Raw genomic sequence first — 18,177 nt, 5'->3', positions numbered from 1 at the left:
AATGACCCAACCGTTCGATCCAAGCGCATTTCTTTCAACCTGCAGTGGCCGTCCCGGCGTGTATCGCATGTTCGATGCCGAGGCGCGTCTGCTGTATGTCGGCAAAGCCAAAAATCTCAAAAAGCGGCTTGCCAGCTATTTCCGCAAGACAGGGCACGCGCCCAAAACCGGTGCGCTGGTCGCCCGAATCGCACAGATTGAAACCACCATCACTGCCAATGAGACCGAAGCCCTGCTGTTGGAGCAGACACTCATTAAAGAGTGGCGGCCGCCTTACAACATCCTGCTGCGCGACGATAAGTCTTATCCTTACGTCTATCTATCGGACAGTGATTACCCTCGGCTGAGTATCCATCGCGGCGCGAAGAAGCCCAAAGGTCGATACTTCGGTCCGTATCCAAGCGCCGGTGCCATTCGGGAAAGTCTGAGTCTGCTGCAAAAAACTTTTTTGGTTCGCCAATGCGAAGACAGCTATTTCAAGAATCGCACCCGTCCGTGTTTGCAGTACCAGATCAAGCGTTGCAAGGGGCCCTGTGTCGGCCTGGTCGAGCCTGAGGTATATGCCCAGGACGTGCGGCACTCGATCATGTTCCTTGAGGGACGCAGCAACGCGCTGACTGACGAGCTTAATGCCGCCATGGAAAAAGCCGCCATGACCCTGGATTTTGAACGTGCCGCCGAACTGCGTGATCAGATATCACTTTTGCGCCGTGTCCAGGATCAACAAAGTATGGACGGAGGAACCGGCGATGTGGATGTGGTCGCTGCGTTCGTCAACCCGGGTGGCGCCTGTGTTCACTTGATCAGCGTGCGCGGCGGACGCGTGTTGGGCAGCAAGAGCTTTTTTCCTCAGGTCGGTATCGAGGAGGAGGTGGGTGAAGTCATGGCGGCATTCCTCGCTCAGTATTTCCTGGGGGGGCATGACCGAGAGCTGCCGAGCGAAGTTATTGTCAATGTGGTCCATGAAGACTTCCCGACCTTGATCGACGCGATTGAAGCGTTGCGAGGGCATGAAATGACCATCAGTCATCGGGTCCGGGGTACGCGGGCGCGCTGGCAGCAATTGGCGGTGACCAATGCCGAGCAGGCATTGTCGGCACGCCTGGCCAACCGTCAGCATGTGACGGCTCGTTTTGATGCGCTGGCCAAGGTATTGAATCTCGAGGAATCGCCACAACGCCTTGAGTGTTACGACATCAGTCACTCCAGCGGTGAGGCGACGGTCGCCTCCTGTGTGGTCTTCGGTCCAGAAGGGCCAATAAAGTCGGATTACCGGCGTTACAACATCGAAGGTGTGACGGCTGGCGACGATTATGCAGCCATGCACCAGGCCCTGACTCGTCGCTTCAGCAAGCTCAAAGAGGGGGAGGGCAAGTTGCCCGATATCCTGTTGGTGGATGGCGGCAAGGGGCAGTTATCCATGGCCCGCGATGTACTGAACGAACTGGCGGTGCCAGACTTGATTCTGTTGGGCGTTGCCAAAGGTGCCACACGCAAGGCCGGATTCGAGACGCTTTACCTCAACGATGCTGCGCATGAGTTCACCTTGCCTGGCGATTCTCCGGCATTGCACCTGATCCAGCAGATCCGCGACGAAGCTCACCGCTTCGCCATCACCGGACATCGCGCGCGACGCGGGAAGACACGGCGCACCTCGACTCTTGAAGGCGTGGCTGGTGTCGGCCCGACACGGCGCCGTGATCTGCTCAAACACTTCGGTGGATTGCAAGAATTGTCCCGCGCCAGTGTCGAAGAAATTGCTAAAGCGCCCGGAATCAGTAAAAAGCTCGCAGAGTCGATTTATGCAAACCTGCACAGCGAGTAGAATGCTCGCTCACCTCGTAGCCAGTTGTGCCGATGAATATCCCTAATCTGATCACCGTATTACGTGTCCTGCTGATTCCGATCTTCATTCTGCTGTTTTATCTGCCTTATTCATGGAGCTACATGGCAGCCAGTACGGTCTTCGCGATCGCGGCGGCTACGGATTGGCTAGATGGCTATCTGGCGCGTCGCCTTGAGCAAAGCACGCCCTTTGGTGCCTTTCTCGATCCGGTGGCCGACAAGCTGATGGTGGCCGTGGCGTTGGTGTTGCTGGTTCAAGCGCACGCCAACCTGTGGCTGACATTGCCAGCAGCGGTCATCATTGGCCGCGAGATCGTGATTTCCGCATTGCGTGAGTGGATGGCCGAGATAGGTGCTCGGGCACATGTCGCCGTTTCCAGCCTGGGTAAATGGAAGACTGCCGCACAGATGCTTGCATTGGTCATCCTGTTGGCCAACCCGCCGGCTTTCACTTTTTGGGTGGTCGTCGGTTACGCGTTACTACTGATAGCTGCCGGGCTGACGTTGTGGTCGATGTTGCAATACTTGCGTGCGGCCTGGCCGCACCTCAAAACCTCGGCAGAAAAAAAATAAGTTTTTGAATCAAGGGGTTGACGGGACAATTTGAATCTATAGAATAGCGGCCTTCACCAAGATGCGGGAATAGCTCAGTTGGTAGAGCACGACCTTGCCAAGGTCGGGGTCGCGAGTTCGAGTCTCGTTTCCCGCTCCAAAATTTGGCTTGTGAACTTCATTGAAGTTCATGAGTTGTAGAAAAAAGCGACCTTAGGGTCGCTTTTTTCGTTGTGCCGAAAAACACTTCAGTCCAGTGCGCTCCAGTATTCAGAGACGCACCGTAAACAGCAGGCATAACGTCGAAGTGGTATCCAATCAGTGGGTCGAGTTCCGCAGGCTGTGTGTAAAGGAAGGCCGTCAGAACACCCTCTCGCCTATCTTGAGAATCTTCAATAGAGTCTCCGTACATCGCTTGCCGGGCGGTCCAGGCGCAGGGTGTGCATGAGGGCACCGACTTCAGCCTCACTGAACGCCGGCTGCTGGAATGACTTGATGTCGCGGATAAAGCCGATGCCCTAGGTGACGTTGTCCGGCAGCTCAGTTTTGAAGGTACTGCCGACGACGCATCGCAAAGAGAAAAAGCCGGAACAGTGGTCAGGTTAAATACGTAACTGGGAGCCGATCGGCACCGTGCTGGAGAACCCGGATCGAGAGCAACAGGTCGAGAAAATAGCGGCATAGTCAGACGGTTGACGCGACAACTACCTTGAAAAACGCTGATCCGAAAACAAGTAATCGACTCAGAACTGGCCAGCCGAAACCAAGTTTGCTGTCATCCTTGAAGCTGCCGGGTTGTCCGAGATCGACCTAAGGCCATTATTGCCGCCGCAAAGGCCTTTACCCCGAGCAAATCACTGTTTGGCGATCCGCACTTGGGTGGAGATCGAGCCGTTGACCACTGCCAGACTGGTGGCCATGGCCTGTAATCTTAGCCATGCCTGGGACGCGGCTGCGGGAGGTCGTCAGTTGGTGAGGGCTGATGACCAAGCTGCCAACCGGACTGACTAGATGAAAGCTTGGCAAGCAGGGCGTCCATGTAAGCCCGGGCAACACGTCTTCCAGATCCCTATGCGTCAAACAATAATGATCAAAGACGCCAACGCGGTGTATCTGTCAATGCGCTTGAGTCTCCGATTTTTCATCGCCCTGGAAAGTCGATCACTACTGATCGGGATCGGTTTTTTTGCATCCGTGTTTGGGGCTACAACATCAGGCGCCGGTTGAATTTCGTTTCCATGACGATGTAGGACGACGTATGGGCCACGCCCTTGATCAAGTTGATCTGCGTGAGCTCGCCGTTGAGTTCGCCCAACGTATGGGTGGCGACGTGAATGATGAAATCCGATTCGCCGGAGACGGCATAGACTGCCTGGACCGAATCCATCTTGCGCAGTGCGGTCATGACATCGGTATAACTTTTGTTGGTGCAGGACGTCATGGTGAAGCAGTTGACTGTTTGTTGCAGCTTGTCTTGGTCGATTCGCACGCTGTAGCCGGTGATAACCCCAGCCTTTTCCAGGCGATTGATCCGCTCCTGTACCGCGGAGCGCGAGACCCCAAGCTTGCGTGCCAGAGAGGCCGTTGGCTCGCGGGCGTTAAGCTGCAAAAGCGCAAGCAGTTGCTTGTCTTTCTCGGTCAAACGAAACAACGAAGTGGGGCGCTGCTCATCCATGGATAGGTTCGTACTCTTGATAGGGTTCAGTGTCTAGCTGCCCGGCGTGTCGAGCGCGCTTCCTGGAACATATCCATCAGCTTTAATCCGGCATAGACCGTCTGCGCTGCTGCAGGCCCGAAAGGCCCACCATTCCATTCCAGGCCATAGGCATCGAATAGACGGTAACGATCAGACTCGCCACAAATCGCCTCGGCAACAACCCGTGCACCGATAGGCGCGGTGTTCATACCATGGCCACCAAATGATGTACAAGCCCAAAGGCCCGGACCCAGCGTACCGATGTGCGGCATTTTGTGGCGAGCGTAGCCCATCAGGCCGGACCAGGCTTTTTCGATTTGCAGGCCGCGCAATTGTGGGAAGACATTGAGAATATCGTCGGTCAGCATGTGCGCCAAACGCTTTTCATCCTGTACATTTCGAGTGGTGATGTGCCCACCCCAGAGCAGGCGATCACCGTCGACCACCCGGTAGTAGTCCGAGGCGCGGCGATTGTCACCAACGGCATCGGTGGTGCGTATCGTATCCCGCAGACGGTCGCCCAAGTGTTCGGTGAGCACCACATACGTCGCGATCGGCAAAAAAGCGCGCCGCAATCGGCCGAACTCAGGGCCGCCATAGCCGCCACAGCAGTGCACCACGTTGCCACAGTCAATCACCCCTTGCTGCGTCACCACGTGATGGCGGTCGCCTTGGCTTTCTACCCGAATCATGGGCGAGTTTTCATAGAGAATGCCACCCTTGGCCTCAATCAACTCGGCCACGCCCAGGCAATAGTTCAGTGGATGGAAGTGAAACCCATGGCTATCGCGCAACCCGTGAAAATAGCGCTCAGTGTTCAACCGTGCCCGGATCGCGTGGGTATCCAGGTACTCCATTTCGAAATTGAACTCCTTGGCCATCCGATCACGTAGGCGTTGGAGATTATCGCCATCGTCGTAGCGCAACACGCTCAACTTGCCGCTGGTGGGCGCGCAGCCCTCCAACTGATGCTGATCGATCGTCTCGCGAACGATGTCCACGCCCTCTAGAGAAAGCTTGAACAGCGCGCTTGCCGTCTCGGTGCCACACCGGCGCTCAATTGATGACAGCCCTTCGGACCAGCCCTGCAGTACGAAGCCACCGTTGCGTCCGGAAGCCCCCCATGCAACCCGCGCGGCCTCCAGCAATACTACCGAGCGTCCCCGGGAAACCAGCTCCAACGCCGTGCTCAAACCTGCCAGACCGCCACCGATCACACAGACATCGGCCTGAACATTGCCAATGAGTGTCGGGCGCGGCGATGCGTACCGCATCGTAGCGGTGTAATAACTGTTACTGTAATGGGACATGAATCGGTCATCCTTTGGCAGGAGCAAAGACATGCCGCACGCCCGCCGTCATGACGGGCGTACAGTCGTGTCGGTCATTGCACGGTGGTGAGGTCGTTGCCGTACCACTTCTCGGAAAATTTCTTCAGCGTGCCGTCGGACTTCATGTCTTCGACGATCTTCTTCAGCTCGGCCGAAAACGCCTCGTCACCCTTGTCGACAGCTAACGCCAGAGGCTCGTAATACGCGGGTTTGCCCTCCACCTGAACGATGGGGTAGCCATGTTCCACTGCGCCCTTGATCGTCGGCAGTGCGGACAGCGTGGCGTTGAGGCGAGTGCCATTGCCCAGACGCAAGTCATCCAGAGGCCCCATGCTGTCACCGTAGGTCCGCACTTCGCCTGGCTCGACCTCATAGCTGAAAGGTGGCACACCCACCGCGTCGATCTTTAGTCGGCGATTGATATAGTCCTCGGAAGTGGTGCCTGCCTCGACGCCGATCACCTTGCCGTTAAGATCAGCGACCTTGGTCCCGGCGGCATCCTTGTGCACCGCAAACACATAAGGGGTGTAGTAATAGATGGCGGGGAAATCGAGGACGCGTGCGCGCTCGGTGGTGGGGGTCATGGAGCCGACCGATATGTCCCAACGGCCTGACCAGCGCCCTGCGGTGATGATGCCCCACTCCGGCGTGACGAACGTCACCTTGGCGCCCAGTCGATGGCCGATCTCGGTGGCCACATCAATATCAAAGCCTTTTAGCGCATTGTCGTCACCCAGGAACGACTGAGGTGGCCAGTTAGCGGCAGTCGCTACTTTCATGACCTTGCTTTCATGGATGCGGTCGAGCGTTGCGCCAGCCCAGGCAGCGCCTGTAGTGACGAATACGGCGCTGGCGACAGCTGCGGCAGCGAAGAAGCGAGTGACTGAGGTCATCGGTAAGTCTCCAGATGTTGCAGGTTGACGCGGATGGTCAGGCTTATCCGCTGATGAGTGCACGGCGATAGTGCCGACTGCGTCCTGCCGCCCCTCCGGCCGTCAATGGCTGAGGATTTGCGAAAGGAATTCTTTGGCCCGTTCGTGTTGCGGGTTATCGAAGAAAGCCTGTGGTTCGCCCTGCTCAATGATTCGCCCTTGGTCCATGAAGATGATCCGGTCAGCCACCCGCCGAGCGAAGCCCATCTCGTGGGTCACACACAGCATGGTGATGCCGTCCTGTGCCAGTTCGCCCATCACGTCGAGCACCTCCTTGACCATCTCAGGGTCAAGCGCCGAAGTCGGCTCGTCGAACAGCATGATCCGTGGTCGCATACAGAGGGCGCGGGCGATGGCGACCCGTTGCTGCTGCCCGCCCGAGAGCTGGCCGGGGTACTTGTCGGCCTGGTTATCAATCCGCACACGCGTGAGGTATTCGTGCGCTAGTTGGCGGGCCTCCGCTTCGCTGAGCTTGCTCACCAGGCGCGGCCCCAGCATCAGGTTTTCCAGCACGGTCAAATGCGGGAATAAATTGAATTGCTGGAAGACCATGCCGACGTGCCGCCGAACCGCCGCCACACTCTCCGCGCTGCGGGTCAGTGCTGTCCCGCTGATGAGTACTTCGCCTTTCTGAAAGTCCTCCAGCAGATTGAGGCAGCGGATCAGCGTCGATTTTCCGGACCCGGAAGGCCCGCAAATCACGAGGATTTCCCCGGAAGCAATGTCCAGGTCGATGTCTTTGAGAACGTGAAAATCGCCATACCATTTTTGCAGTTTGCGAACTGACACTGCCGGCTGAAGGGTAGGGCTGAGGGGATCGAGGGCGCGATTCATCGTGGTGATCCTTGTTCAGCGGTGAGCGCGGTCAAAGCGCTTCTCGAGGCGAGACTGGACGGTCTCCAGAACGATCGACAGCAGCCAATAGAGCACGGCGGCGGTGATCAGCATCTCCAGATGCCGGAACTCGGCACGCCCTTGTGTACGCGCCAGGAACATCAACTCCCAGACTCCAATGACTGACACCAACGAGCTGTCCTTGAGCATTGAAATGAACTGGTTGCCTGTAGGCGGAATGATCAGCCGCATGGACTGCGGCATGATCACTCGGGTCATGACCTGGAAAGGGGTCAAGCCAATAGCTCTGGAGGCCTCCCACTGGCCGCGCGGGATGCTGCGGATGCCCGCACGGAAGATCTCTGTCATGTAGGCGCCGTAGCAGAGCGACAGCGCCAGGACTCCGGCCGGAACCGCACCTACTACATAGCCAAGTTGGGGAATGCCCAGGTAGATGAGATAGATCTGGATCAGCAGCGGCACACCGCGAAAGAATGAGGTGTAAAAGTTGGCAATCGCAATAGCAAAGCCGTTGGACGATAACTTTGCCGTCGCTCCCAGCAGCGCCAGGACGAAGGCGATGCTGATAGAAATAGCGGACACGTAGACAGTGGTGAACACCCCTTGGGTGATCATGAATCCGACTTTGCTGAGGATGAAGCTGTAAGACAAATTGAAGCTGTCGAAAAATAGCAGGAACAATAGAAGCAGCTCGACCCATACGGTGATGATCTGCGCCCGCAAAGGGAATCGTCCCAGGATGAACAGGTTGGCGACCAGCGTGACGGTCAAGGTGAACGCCACCGCGAGATCACGTAGCAGGGGTGACTTGAGGTCGGCAACGACGGGCCCCATCAGCTTTGCTAAGCCCCCCTCACCAGCGCCAGCAAAGAGCGTGATGGCAAATATAGCAACAGCGACCACCCCCATGAACGCGATGTTGTCGGTCGCCCGACTTCTAATGATGTTGTCTTTGTACATCGTCTTTCGTCCCCCCCATGGAGTAGAAATGCCAACTTGTCTCATTTCCATTATGAGTGTGCGAACTGCTGGGGAATACCTTGCGATCTGTACTTATTTTGCTATTTTTTTGAGCATATACAGGGTAGGTAGCTTTAGATATGGCGGTATTAGTACGGCAACACGCGGGTGATAAGTCTGACATGGCAGGTCGGCGTTCACCTGCCTGAAGCCCCAATTGCGACGATCAGTGCTTGATTTTCAGGTATTGATCGAGCATTTAAAAAACTGGACCAGATAAAACCCAGTATCCAATGGTGCGCCAGGGATGCCGCGTTGCGCGAAAGCACAACCAGCTGACAGTGGTGTCCTCTGTGTATGCTCGCCGAAGCTCAATGGGCAGTCGTGCTGATGGGTACGAGATCCCCCGCTGTCTCCTCTTTCCTGAACATCGCACGATATCGGCGTTCGAACGCGGCAGTGATTCAAACCGTCGGTATCGCTGCAACCACCATGATTTCAACTAAAATGTCGGACGAGGCCAGCGTGGCTTGAGTTGTCGCTCTGGCCGGCGCACATCTGGTTGGCAGCCATTCGCTCCAGATACGGTTCATCACTGCGAAGTCGCGATCGATATCCTTCAACCAGATATGCGCGCTCACTAGATGTTCGCGGCTGCTGGATGCACGTTCCAGAAGTCGATCAATTTTTTCCAATACATTAAGGGTCTGGCCCTCGCAGTCCAGGCGTCGGTCGTTGGGGACCTGTCCAGACAGGTAAACCAGAGAACCATGGACGACAACACCACTGAGGCGCCCGTTTGGGTCGATTCGTTTAATAGTCATGGTGTCAACTCCTTGGGGGGCAATCCTGGCCTTTTAACGTCAGGCCTTCCAGATGGATCGGTGCCGGTCTACCGGCGATAAGGTCGCTCACTATCTGACCGCAGGCGCTCGCGAGTGTAAAACCGAGGCTTCCGTGGCCAGTGTTGAGCCAGAAATTCTTGAAGGGACTGGGTCCCAGAATGGGCGGCCCCTGCGGTGTAGAAGGGCGTAGCCCAGCCCAGCCGCGTGCCTGGTGATAATCGCCTGCGTCAGGGAAGGCTTCTTCGCACAGGCGACACAGAGCCGCAATGCGCTCTGGGTCGGGATGGGTGTTTTTGATGCCAATGTCGACCATGGCGGCGACGCGAAACTGTTGGCCGAGTCGAGCGTACACCACCTTGTTGTCGAAGTCGGTCACGCTGGTTTCCGGGACGCCGACGTTGCTGGTAAGCGGTAAAGTTAAGCTATAGCCCTTGAGTGGGTAGAGCGGCAGGCGGATACCCAATTGGGCCGCGAGTCGATCGCTGGCGTTGCCGGTAGCGAGCACGTAATCGTCAGCAGTGAAGTCTTCGGCATTCGCAAATTGCAGTGCTGAGATTCGATCTCCTTTGCGCTGAAAACCATTGTCCAAGCTTGGTCGGTTGTTGATGGCCATGCGCGACAAGGAAGAGCGCGTGCGGTTTTCCGGTTATGACGTAGCCAGTTTCAAAATTTTCGTGTTCTGTGTGGCGGCTGCATTCTCGGCCATTGGCGGTGCGATGTTCGCCTTGCAGGTCGGCTTTATGTCGCCCTCGTTCGTGGGGATCGTGCCGTCCATCGAGATGGTGATATTCGCGGCGGTAGGAGGGCGCATGTCGCTGCTTGGCGCCGTGTACGGCGCGTTGCTGGTCAACTACGGCAAGACCTACTTTTCCGAGTCCTTCCCGGAATTATGGTTGTACCTGATGGGCGGCCTGTTCATCGTGGTGGTCATGTATTTCCCGAATGGCCTTGCTGGTCTTTGGGATACTCATGGTCGGCAGGCCCTGGCAAAACTGCTTCGTCGCTCGCAACGGCCCCTTGCCAAGCCCGCGTCGATGTCTGTGGTGAGCAAATTAGCCAGCGTAGCTCCACAGTCGATTCAGCCTGCTAGCAGCACCTCCCTGGAGACCCGACCATGAGTGCCAGTGGTTTTGAAATGAACAAGCCAGTGCTGACCATCGAGGGACTGACCGTGTCTTTTGACGGCTTCAAGGCCGTTGATAACCTCAATCTGTATATCGACCGCAACGAAGTGCGCGTGGTGATTGGTCCCAATGGCGCAGGCAAGACCACGGTGCTTGATCTGATCTGCGGTAAGACCCGCGCTACCAGCGGCAGTATTCAGTTCGATGGAAAGGAACTGACCAAGATGCATGAGTACAACATCGTCCGCGCTGGAGTGGGGCGAAAATTCCAGAACCCGTCGATCTACGAGAACCTGACGGTGTTTGAAAATCTGGAAATGTCTTATCCCACAGGCCGCAAGGTGTTCGGTGCATTGTTCTTCAAGCGCAGTGCCGAAGTGATTGCCCGGGTAGAGGAGGTAGCCAATGAGATTTTCCTCGGAGACCTGTTGCAACAGCAAGCCGACCTGTTGTCCCACGGCCAGAAGCAGTGGTTAGAAATCGGCATGCTACTGATGCAGAACCCGGACCTGTTGATGCTCGACGAACCGGTCGCCGGCATGAGCGTCAACGAGCGGGCACAAACCGCCGAGCTGTTAAAGCGAATCAGCAAGGGCCGCTCCGTGCTGGTGATCGAGCACGACATGGAATTCGTCAAGAGCATCGCGCACAAGGTCACGGTGCTCCACCAAGGCAAGGTGCTGGCCGAGGGCAGCATGGAATCCATACAGAAAAATCCCAAAGTCATTGAAGTCTATCTGGGCCATTGAGGAGTCGGACATGTTCAACATCGACAAACTGTCCTGCGGCTATGGTCAGAGCCAAATCCTGCATGACCTGGACCTGAACGTCGCCAAGCGTGAGATTGTTGCCGTGATGGGACGCAATGGCATGGGCAAGACAACGTTATTCAAGAGTCTGATGGGCATCTTGCCGCAGTGGCACGGACGCATCAGCGTCGATGGCCATGATGTCTCGCCGCTGGAAACCCATGAACGAGTCGAGCGAGGTATCGCCTACGTGCCTCAGGGGCGGATGATATTTCCCAGCATGAGTGTGCTGGAAAACATCCAGACCGGATTGCCGGCATCGGCCAAGGGTAAGGTGCCCGATGACCTTTATGCATTGTTTCCGGTGCTTTACGAAATGCGCTCGCGAAAGGGCGGCAACTTGTCGGGCGGCCAGCAGCAACAACTGGCGATCGCCCGCGCTTTGGCGACTAATCCAAAAGTGTTGTTGCTGGATGAGCCGACCGAGGGCATTCAGCCGTCAATCATCAAGGACATCGCCCGCACGCTCAAAGAAATCCGCAACCTGCGCGACCTGACTATCGTCGTTTCGGAGCAAGTGCTGTCGTTCACTCTGGAAATCGCCGACCGTTTCCTGGTGATTGAAAAAGGTCGTTTCGTGGTCGAAGAAACCCGCGACAAGGTCGACGAAGCTACCATCAGCCGCTACCTGTCGGTGTGATCCTTATGCGTTATGCCCGCCCGCTTTCATACGCGGCGCGGGCTTTTTCGCGTGCGCTGGAAAAGGACTGAAGACCCCGTTCCTGCTGGCTATGGGCATACGTCATCCAACGTATTTTCTGATTGGCTCAAGCATTCGAAACTGGCTCCAACGCCTCACGCCCTATTCAGTCCAGGAGCTTCGTCATGACCGACACGTTGATCAAGGTTGACCTCAATCAGGCCGCTACCGAGAACGAACAGATCCACAACCGTTGGCACCCGGATATTCCGATGGCGTGCTGGGTCAAGCCCGGAGAGGACTTCATCCTCGAAACCTATGATTGGACTGCCGGTGCAATCAAGAACAATGACGATGCCTCCGATGTTCGTGATGTCGATCTCTCGACGGTGCATTACTTGTCTGGGCCGGTAGGGGTGCACGGTGCGGAGCCGGGTGATCTGCTGGTGGTCGATTTGCTGGATATCGGTGCCAAAGCCGAATCGATGTGGGGTTTCAACGGTTTCTTTTCACGGCAAAACGGTGGTGGATTCCTGACCGATCATTTCCCCAGCGCACAGAAAGCCATTTGGGATTTCAAGGGCATGTTCACCAGCTCGCGGCACATCCCTGGTGTGAATTTTGCGGGCTTGATCCATCCCGGTCTGATCGGATGCCTGCCGGATCACGTGATGCTCGCGGACTGGAACCGGCGTGAGCAGGAACTGATCGATACCAATCCGACCCGGGTGCCACCGCTTGCCAACGCACCCATGGCCCCAACTGCACACATGGGCAAACTCAAGGGCCAGGCCCGCGACGAAGCCGCTGCCACGGGCGCGCGAACCGTTCCGCCCCGCGAGCATGGCGGTAACTGCGACATCAAGGACCTTTCACGGGGTTCGAAGATTTTCTTTCCGGTCTACGTCAAGGGAGCTGGCTTGTCGGTTGGCGATCTGCACTTCAGTCAGGGCGACGGCGAAATTACCTTTTGTGGTGCCATCGAAATGGCCGGCTGGGTCCATATGAAAGTCGAGCTGATCAAGGGCGGCATGGCCAAATACGGGATCAAAAACCCGGTATTCAAACCGAGCCCGATCATTCCGACCTACCAGAACTACCTGATCTTCGAAGGTATCTCTGTGGATGAAGAGGGCAAGCAGCACTACCTGGACGTCAATATCGCGTACCGCCAGGCCTGCCTGAATGCCATCAATTACCTGACCAAGTTCGGTTACTCGCCCGCTCAAGGGTATGCGCTGCTGGGCTCGGCTCCGGTGCAAGGGCATATCAGCGGTGTGGTCGATATTCCCAACGCGTGCGCGACGTTGTGGTTGCCGACCGAGATCTTCGATTTCGACATCAACCCCAACGCCAACGGTCCGACGAAACACCTCGACGGCAGCATTGATCTGCCGATTGCCCCAGACCTGTAAGCCACCTCGGCGCCCGATTCATTGTCAGGAGAGCTGCATGCCGACCTATGAGTACGAATGTCAGACCTGCGGCTCGTTCACGATGCTGCGGCCCATGGACCAGCGTCATCAACCGTGTCAGTGCCCGATCTGCGCGGGTGACGGAGGGCGGTTGATCCTCTCGGCACCGTCGCTACCGACATTGTCGAGCAATCAGCGTATGGCGATCACGACCAATGAGCGCAGTGCAAACGCGCCGCAGACCGTCGGCGAATACCAGCAGAACCGGCGTCACCCCAGTGGTTGTAGCTGTTGCGCACCGAGCAAACCGGTGACGTCGAGCAAGGCCAATCCACTGGGCCTTAAGAGTAAAACCGGTCCAAGACCGTGGATGATCAGCCATTAACAGAGGTCAATTTCATGCGCCATGGTGATATTTCCAGCAGCCCGGACACCGTTGGTGTCGCTGTCGTCAATTACAAAATGCCGCGTCTGCACACAAAGGCCGAAGTCATCGAAAACGCCCACAAAATTGCCGAGATCATCACGGGCATAAAGCGCGGTCTTCCTGGCATGGACCTGGTGGTATTCCCCGAATACAGCACCATGGGCATCATGTATGACCACGACGAGATGATGGCAACTGCCGCCAGCATTCCGGGGGAGGAGACTACGATCTTCTCTGCCGCGTGCCGTGCGGCCAACACGTGGGGGGTCTTTTCACTTACGGGTGAACGTCATGAGGAACATCCACGCAAGGCTCCCTACAACACGTTGGTATTAATCGATAACCAGGGCGAAATCGTCCAGAAATACCGCAAATGTATTCCTTGGTGCCCCATAGAGGGCTGGTATCCAGGAGACCGTACTTATGTTTGCGATGGTCCAAAGGGCATGAAGATCAGCCTGATCATCTGCGATGACGGCAACTACCCGGAGATCTGGCGCGACTGCGCAATGAAAGGGGCTGAGTTGATTGTTCGGTGCCAGGGCTATATGTACCCGGCCAAAGAGCAGCAGGTGATGATGTCCAAGAGTATGGCCTGGGCCAATAACTGCTATGTAGCGGTCGCGAATGCTGCCGGCTTCGGCCGGCCTGCTGACATCGCGCTTTGTCTTCGATCCCGCTCAGGTCATGGCTCTGCTGAGTGAAGCGGAATCAGGCCACATCCACCAGAATAATTTCACTGTCCTCAATGGCCGTAACGCGCAGCAAGTGCTCATCCTCTACCGCAACGCCATCACGTGCTGCTGCACGCAAACCGTTGACCTCGATGATCCCTGTAGCCGGAACCAGATAGGCTCGGCGACCCGCGTCCAGGCGGTACTCAACGGTTTCACCGGCCTTCAAGTTGGCGGCTACCAAACGTGCGTTAGCACGAATGCGCAGGTTTTGGTCATCGCCGTCCTTTCCGCTGGCCAGCGTGACGAAACCTTCACGCTGACCTTTAGGGAATGGTTTGGCACCCCATGAAGGCGCTGAGCCGGTCTCATCAGGCACAATCCATATCTGGAAGATCTTGGTCGCAGTCGATTCCATGTTGTATTCGCTGTGGGCTATACCGGTTCCGGCGCTCATGACCTGAACATCACCCGCCTCCGTGCGGCCCTTGTTGCCCAGATTGTCTTCGTGGGTGATCGCACCTTCACGGACGTATGTGATGATTTCCATGTCGCGGTGCGGGTGTTTCGGGAAGCCGGTCTGCGGGGCGATGACATCATCGTTCCATACCCGCAGCTGGCCCCAATTCATGCGCTTAGGGTCGTAATACTCCGCGAAAGAGAAGTGATGATGTGCGTTCAGCCAGCCATGGTTTGCGCCGCCCAACGTGTTAAAGGGTCTTAATTCGAGCATGATTGTGGCCTCCAAAGCAGAGCCGGGCTGTTCGCACCAGTACTGCTGAACGATAAATCAATGGGTGATGGCGAGCATCATCTATCAATTATTCATCGAAAATAAGCGGAAAAATCGCGCCAAAACAATCTACTTATTCGATTTGTCGGGTCTGCGTATTATTGGTCTCTCGATCGACTGCACCTGCAGTTGATCGGCTAACGCGCTGATGGCAAAGCATTTCGCTAGAACTGGTCGACAATTCCAGCCACCATAGACCCTTCTTCGCTCACAAGCTGACATCTGGAGCCTGCGTGCCGCATCAATTGCCTGCCGATCTGTCCCCGCCTGAACAATTGCCCTTTTTCAAACGCCTGCTGGCACGACTCGTCGGCCATAGCCTGACGGGCTTGCGCTCGCAGCATGTGCCGTCCTGGTTGCAAGGGCATGCCGATGGCTACCTCAACGGCCACGCTGAAGGCATGAACGAAGGTTACGCAGAAGGTCGGCTCGACGCGGTAGAGGACAGCCAGCACGTGTTGCTGATCCGCGACACCCGCCCCGCCGAACACCGTGGCCCGCGTATCGACGATCACCTGTTCGATGACTGGCGCCTGGCGCTCACTGCAGACCTTAAAAAACGCATCAAAGCCGATGTCGCGCTAAAGCTGCCCAGTCATGCCCAGCCCAGTGCCGCACAATGGAAGATGATTTTCAGCGACACACCGTCTACCTATGTCATTGCCGGTGCCGGTGCCGGTAAGTCCACATCGCTGGTGCTGCGTATTCTCCTGTTGAGCCATTACCTCGGTTTTGAACTCGGTTCCATGACCGTGGTGACGTTCACGCGCGAGTCGCGTAAGGACTTCATCAATAAGCTCATCCAGATTATGGCGCTGTGGGGGCGTAGCTTGAGCCTCAAAGAAGGTCGCGACCTGGTGCGCACCTTTCATTCGCGGATACTGCCATGGGTACGCAGCCTGCCGGGTTTCAGCCAGTTACGCGCCTTCGAGAACCTGACTAATCAGCCTGCACTCTGCGGGGAAGAGGGTGCCGACAGTAACCCGTTCGATTTGCGGATAAACGACGCGCAACGTCAGCAACTGAATCTCTGCTATCGGGATCTGTACGCAAGCAACGAGCGGTTTCGCGAGGTCATGGCCCCCTTGTATCGCCATGCGTTGCAGCTCAAGGAGCTGGACCGCGATCATCCGGACGTACAGAAACGTATCACGGTGACCGAGTTGTCGGCCAAGCGTGATGAGGAGCTGTGCGACACTATTGAGGACCTGTGGTTTCGTGCCAAGGCGTGGCCGATAAAAGGCATTGAGCCTATGCGGCAAACCGTTGAAATCAATGGGTTTTCATTTCATTTTCATGGCTACATTGCCGAGTTGGATGCTTGGGTGGTGCTGGGTTTCGATCCCTCTGAAAACCAGCAGATGAAACGATCAACAGCCAAGTTGCCGATCTGGGCCGAGTGGGTAATAAAGCGCACCCTGTTTCAAGCTTTCTGCCGCAAGCCTGTGATTTGGCTAGAAAACTATGATGCCGCCAAACGAGTTTTACAGTCGCTGGCAGGATCAGCCGTCGCGGGGCCGGGCTTCGATTACAAGGTGAAGGGCGAGCTGAGCGCCGCGCCTGTGCTGGATGCCTTTGTCACGGCTGCCAGCTTCATCGAGAACCTGGGGCTGGACGTTCCTGCCGCTGTCGCTCAGATGAGCTTCGCCGAAAATGACCCTGATCGGTTTTTCTTCGAAGCCCTGAGTTTGTTCTGGAAAGCGTTCGAAGCGCATCTACTCACCCAGACCCCGCCGGTGATGACTTACAACAGAATGTTTGCGCTGTTTGGGGAGACTTCGCCCGAGAACTTGAAACGGATCAATGATGAGCTGCTAAGGCCACTGTCGCACCTGATGATCGATGAATTTCAGGACGTTTCTCCGCAAATTGTTTCCTGGATTCGCGCCAGCCTGCGGGAGATTCGCAGCCGCGGCCCCTCAATGCACATTGGGCGTGCTGCGCAGCGCTCTTCCTTGATGTGTGTCGGTGATGATTGGCAGTCCATCTATGGGTGGCGCGGCAGTTCACCAAAATACTTCATGGAGTTCGCCAAAGAGTTCTCATCGCCTGCCACCACCAAGGTGATGCTCAGCGACAACTTCCGCAGCCACCAGCACATTATTGACGCGGCCGAGCATATCGTCCGCGCCGCACCGTCGATTGCCGGCAAGAAGGCCAAAGCGGCCGGCGGTGTTCAAGAGCTGCTGCCGGTGACCGTGCAGGATCGCGACGACGATGAACTGACCGAGCGTTTGATTCAGCACTACAACGATGGCGATTCGATCCTGTTGCTGTACCGCAAGAGCAGTGAAAAAGCCCGGTTTTCCGAGCAATTACAGGCACTGGTTAATGAAGACTCTGGATTGCCACCCGAATCGAGACGCTTCAAGCAACTGACCTATCACAGCTCAAAGGGCTTGCAGGCCGACGCGGTGTTTCTGCTCGGGGATTGCCAACATTTGACCCTGTCGCCCTACAAAAACCAGGTCTATCGAATGGCTGGATTAGGCAAGGACGGTGATGCGGACCCGTTCGACACCGCACAAAAAGACGAAGTCCTGCGCCTGGCGTATGTTGCCATTACCCGGGCGGTGCGTCATTGCTACTGGTACATCGACAGCAGTGGCAGCGAAAACGCGGCTGTCCCCAAAGCTTCCGACAGGATCGCAGGAGACAAGCCGTTTTTCGACGATAGACGCGGGCAGGGTGTTACAAAAAACCCGACACTTGCGGTGGAATGAACGACTCCAGCTCAGCCTCGATGGCCTCAATGATTCGCTCGACGTCTGTCGCATTCATCACTGTCGAGCAAGGGATACCGGCGATAGCGATGACCGTTTCGCCACTGGCGCGATCAAACAGACGGGCGATCATGCTGCTGGGCGCGTCCATAGTAGCCTCGAAACCGACCGGATGAAAATGCCAGCGCATCAGCTGGCATGCATTGGGAAACGTGACTTGATTCATGCGGCCCACCTTATTCAATCGAGCACTTCCATTGGCTCCAATGCGCAGGGGACGGGTCAGTTGCATTGACCCTTCGAGAAATAAAGTAGCACCCGTAGCGATCAGCAGGAACGATTTTCTACTTACCTGACAAAACGTTTACGTTTTCTTGATGCAGGTCACGTCTCTTGTTGTGTGGTTTGCCCACCGGATAGCCGTATTTTGGAAAGCACCCATAGGGTGGCATTCGGCTATATTTTTTTTGCCGCAGACTCTAGTGAATAGCTGGCAAGTTACGGTGTGGACGCGTGAGAGACTTGTCTACCTCACTTCCTTCAAGGGCCTATTAAA

At 56.3% G+C, this 18,177-nt stretch carries 16 protein-coding genes, 1 tRNA gene and 2 pseudogenes; 10 read left to right on the top strand and 9 right to left on the bottom strand.

Annotated elements, in window-relative coordinates; genetic code table 11:
- The first annotated feature begins 1 nt into the window (after position 1).
- The 3 genes from uvrC to RHM55_RS02595 all read left to right on the top strand — a co-directional run bounded on the left by uvrC (position 2) and on the right by RHM55_RS02595 (position 2,557).
- On the top strand, positions 2–1,825 hold the full coding sequence (gene uvrC / locus RHM55_RS02605) for an excinuclease ABC subunit UvrC (RefSeq protein ID WP_322182702.1): 1,824 nt from the start codon (positions 2–4) through the stop codon (positions 1,823–1,825).
- 32 nt (positions 1,826–1,857) lie between these two features.
- Positions 1,858–2,418 (top strand): CDP-diacylglycerol--glycerol-3-phosphate 3-phosphatidyltransferase, encoded by a 561-nt coding sequence (pgsA, locus tag RHM55_RS02600; RefSeq protein ID WP_322179377.1) that lies wholly within the window; start codon positions 1,858–1,860, stop codon positions 2,416–2,418.
- Positions 2,419–2,481: 63 nt separating this feature from the next.
- Positions 2,482–2,557: transfer RNA gene (locus RHM55_RS02595), tRNA-Gly, on the top strand.
- Between the two features lie 1,044 nt (positions 2,558–3,601).
- Here the strand turns inward: RHM55_RS02595 and RHM55_RS02590 are convergent.
- The 7 genes from RHM55_RS02590 to RHM55_RS02560 form a co-directional block, all read right to left on the bottom strand.
- On the bottom strand, positions 3,602–4,072 hold the full coding sequence (locus RHM55_RS02590; protein WP_322179376.1) for an Lrp/AsnC family transcriptional regulator: 471 nt from the start codon (positions 4,070–4,072) through the stop codon (positions 3,602–3,604).
- A gap of 26 nt (positions 4,073–4,098) precedes the next feature.
- A complete protein-coding gene (locus tag RHM55_RS02585; protein WP_322179375.1) occupies positions 4,099–5,403 on the bottom strand; it encodes an FAD-binding oxidoreductase in 1,305 nt (434 codons plus the stop codon).
- Between the two features lie 74 nt (positions 5,404–5,477).
- Positions 5,478–6,317 carry a transporter substrate-binding domain-containing protein gene (locus RHM55_RS02580; RefSeq protein WP_322179374.1) on the bottom strand — a complete coding sequence of 280 codons (840 nt, stop codon included), beginning with the start codon at positions 6,315–6,317 and terminating at the stop codon, positions 5,478–5,480.
- Positions 6,318–6,419: 102 nt separating this feature from the next.
- Positions 6,420–7,190: an amino acid ABC transporter ATP-binding protein gene (locus RHM55_RS02575; RefSeq protein ID WP_322179373.1), complete on the bottom strand. Its 771-nt coding sequence runs from the start codon at positions 7,188–7,190 to the stop codon at positions 6,420–6,422.
- A gap of 15 nt (positions 7,191–7,205) precedes the next feature.
- Entirely contained in the window at positions 7,206–8,171 is a 966-nt protein-coding gene (locus RHM55_RS02570; protein WP_322179372.1) for an amino acid ABC transporter permease, read from the bottom strand.
- Between the two features lie 464 nt (positions 8,172–8,635).
- Positions 8,636–8,995, bottom strand: a complete 360-nt coding sequence (locus RHM55_RS02565) for a RidA family protein (protein ID WP_322179371.1) — start codon at positions 8,993–8,995, stop codon at positions 8,636–8,638.
- A 4-nt stretch (positions 8,996–8,999) separates the two neighbouring features.
- On the bottom strand, positions 9,000–9,629 hold the full coding sequence (locus RHM55_RS02560; RefSeq protein WP_322179370.1) for an FAD-dependent oxidoreductase: 630 nt from the start codon (positions 9,627–9,629) through the stop codon (positions 9,000–9,002).
- Between RHM55_RS02560 and RHM55_RS02555 the strand changes: the two are divergent.
- From RHM55_RS02555 to RHM55_RS02530, 6 genes and pseudogenes are all read left to right on the top strand, one after another.
- Positions 9,601–10,134 (top strand): annotated as a pseudogene (locus RHM55_RS02555) (ABC transporter permease subunit); the annotation flags it as partial. The gene RHM55_RS02560 and the pseudogene RHM55_RS02555 overlap by 29 nt on opposite strands.
- A complete protein-coding gene (gene urtD / locus RHM55_RS02550; protein ID WP_322179369.1) occupies positions 10,131–10,889 on the top strand; it encodes an urea ABC transporter ATP-binding protein UrtD in 759 nt (252 codons plus the stop codon). The pseudogene RHM55_RS02555 and the gene urtD, both read left to right, overlap by 4 nt.
- A gap of 10 nt (positions 10,890–10,899) precedes the next feature.
- Complete coding sequence (gene urtE / locus RHM55_RS02545; RefSeq protein ID WP_322179368.1) at positions 10,900–11,589, top strand: urea ABC transporter ATP-binding subunit UrtE; 690 nt, start codon at positions 10,900–10,902, stop codon at positions 11,587–11,589.
- Positions 11,590–11,774: 185 nt separating this feature from the next.
- On the top strand, positions 11,775–13,004 hold the full coding sequence (gene fmdA, locus RHM55_RS02540) for a formamidase (RefSeq protein WP_322179367.1): 1,230 nt from the start codon (positions 11,775–11,777) through the stop codon (positions 13,002–13,004).
- Positions 13,005–13,041: 37 nt separating this feature from the next.
- Positions 13,042–13,389, top strand: coding sequence for a zinc ribbon domain-containing protein (locus tag RHM55_RS02535; RefSeq protein WP_322179366.1), 348 nt, complete (start codon positions 13,042–13,044; stop codon positions 13,387–13,389).
- Between the two features lie 14 nt (positions 13,390–13,403).
- Positions 13,404–14,072, top strand: a pseudogene (locus tag RHM55_RS02530) (aliphatic amidase); the annotation flags it as partial.
- A 70-nt stretch (positions 14,073–14,142) separates the two neighbouring features.
- Here the strand turns inward: RHM55_RS02530 and RHM55_RS02525 are convergent.
- Positions 14,143–14,838: a pirin family protein gene (locus RHM55_RS02525; RefSeq protein WP_322179365.1), complete on the bottom strand. Its 696-nt coding sequence runs from the start codon at positions 14,836–14,838 to the stop codon at positions 14,143–14,145.
- 461 nt (positions 14,839–15,299) lie between these two features.
- Here RHM55_RS02525 and RHM55_RS02520 point away from each other — a divergent pair, with 461 nt between their 5' ends.
- Positions 15,300–17,621 (top strand): UvrD-helicase domain-containing protein, encoded by a 2,322-nt coding sequence (locus RHM55_RS02520; RefSeq protein WP_322182700.1) that lies wholly within the window; start codon positions 15,300–15,302, stop codon positions 17,619–17,621.
- Here the strand turns inward: RHM55_RS02520 and RHM55_RS02515 are convergent.
- Entirely contained in the window at positions 17,590–17,865 is a 276-nt protein-coding gene (locus RHM55_RS02515; protein ID WP_322182698.1) for a DUF1652 domain-containing protein, read from the bottom strand. The genes RHM55_RS02520 and RHM55_RS02515 overlap by 32 nt on opposite strands.
- Between the last annotated feature and the right edge of the window lie 312 nt (positions 17,866–18,177).

This window comes from Pseudomonas sp. MH9.2, from assembly GCF_034353875.1.
In the GTDB taxonomy this organism is placed as follows: Bacteria; Pseudomonadota; Gammaproteobacteria; order Pseudomonadales; family Pseudomonadaceae; genus Aquipseudomonas.
The sequence above is the reverse complement of the archived record's forward strand: the minus strand, read 5'-3'. Positions and strand labels throughout refer to the sequence as shown.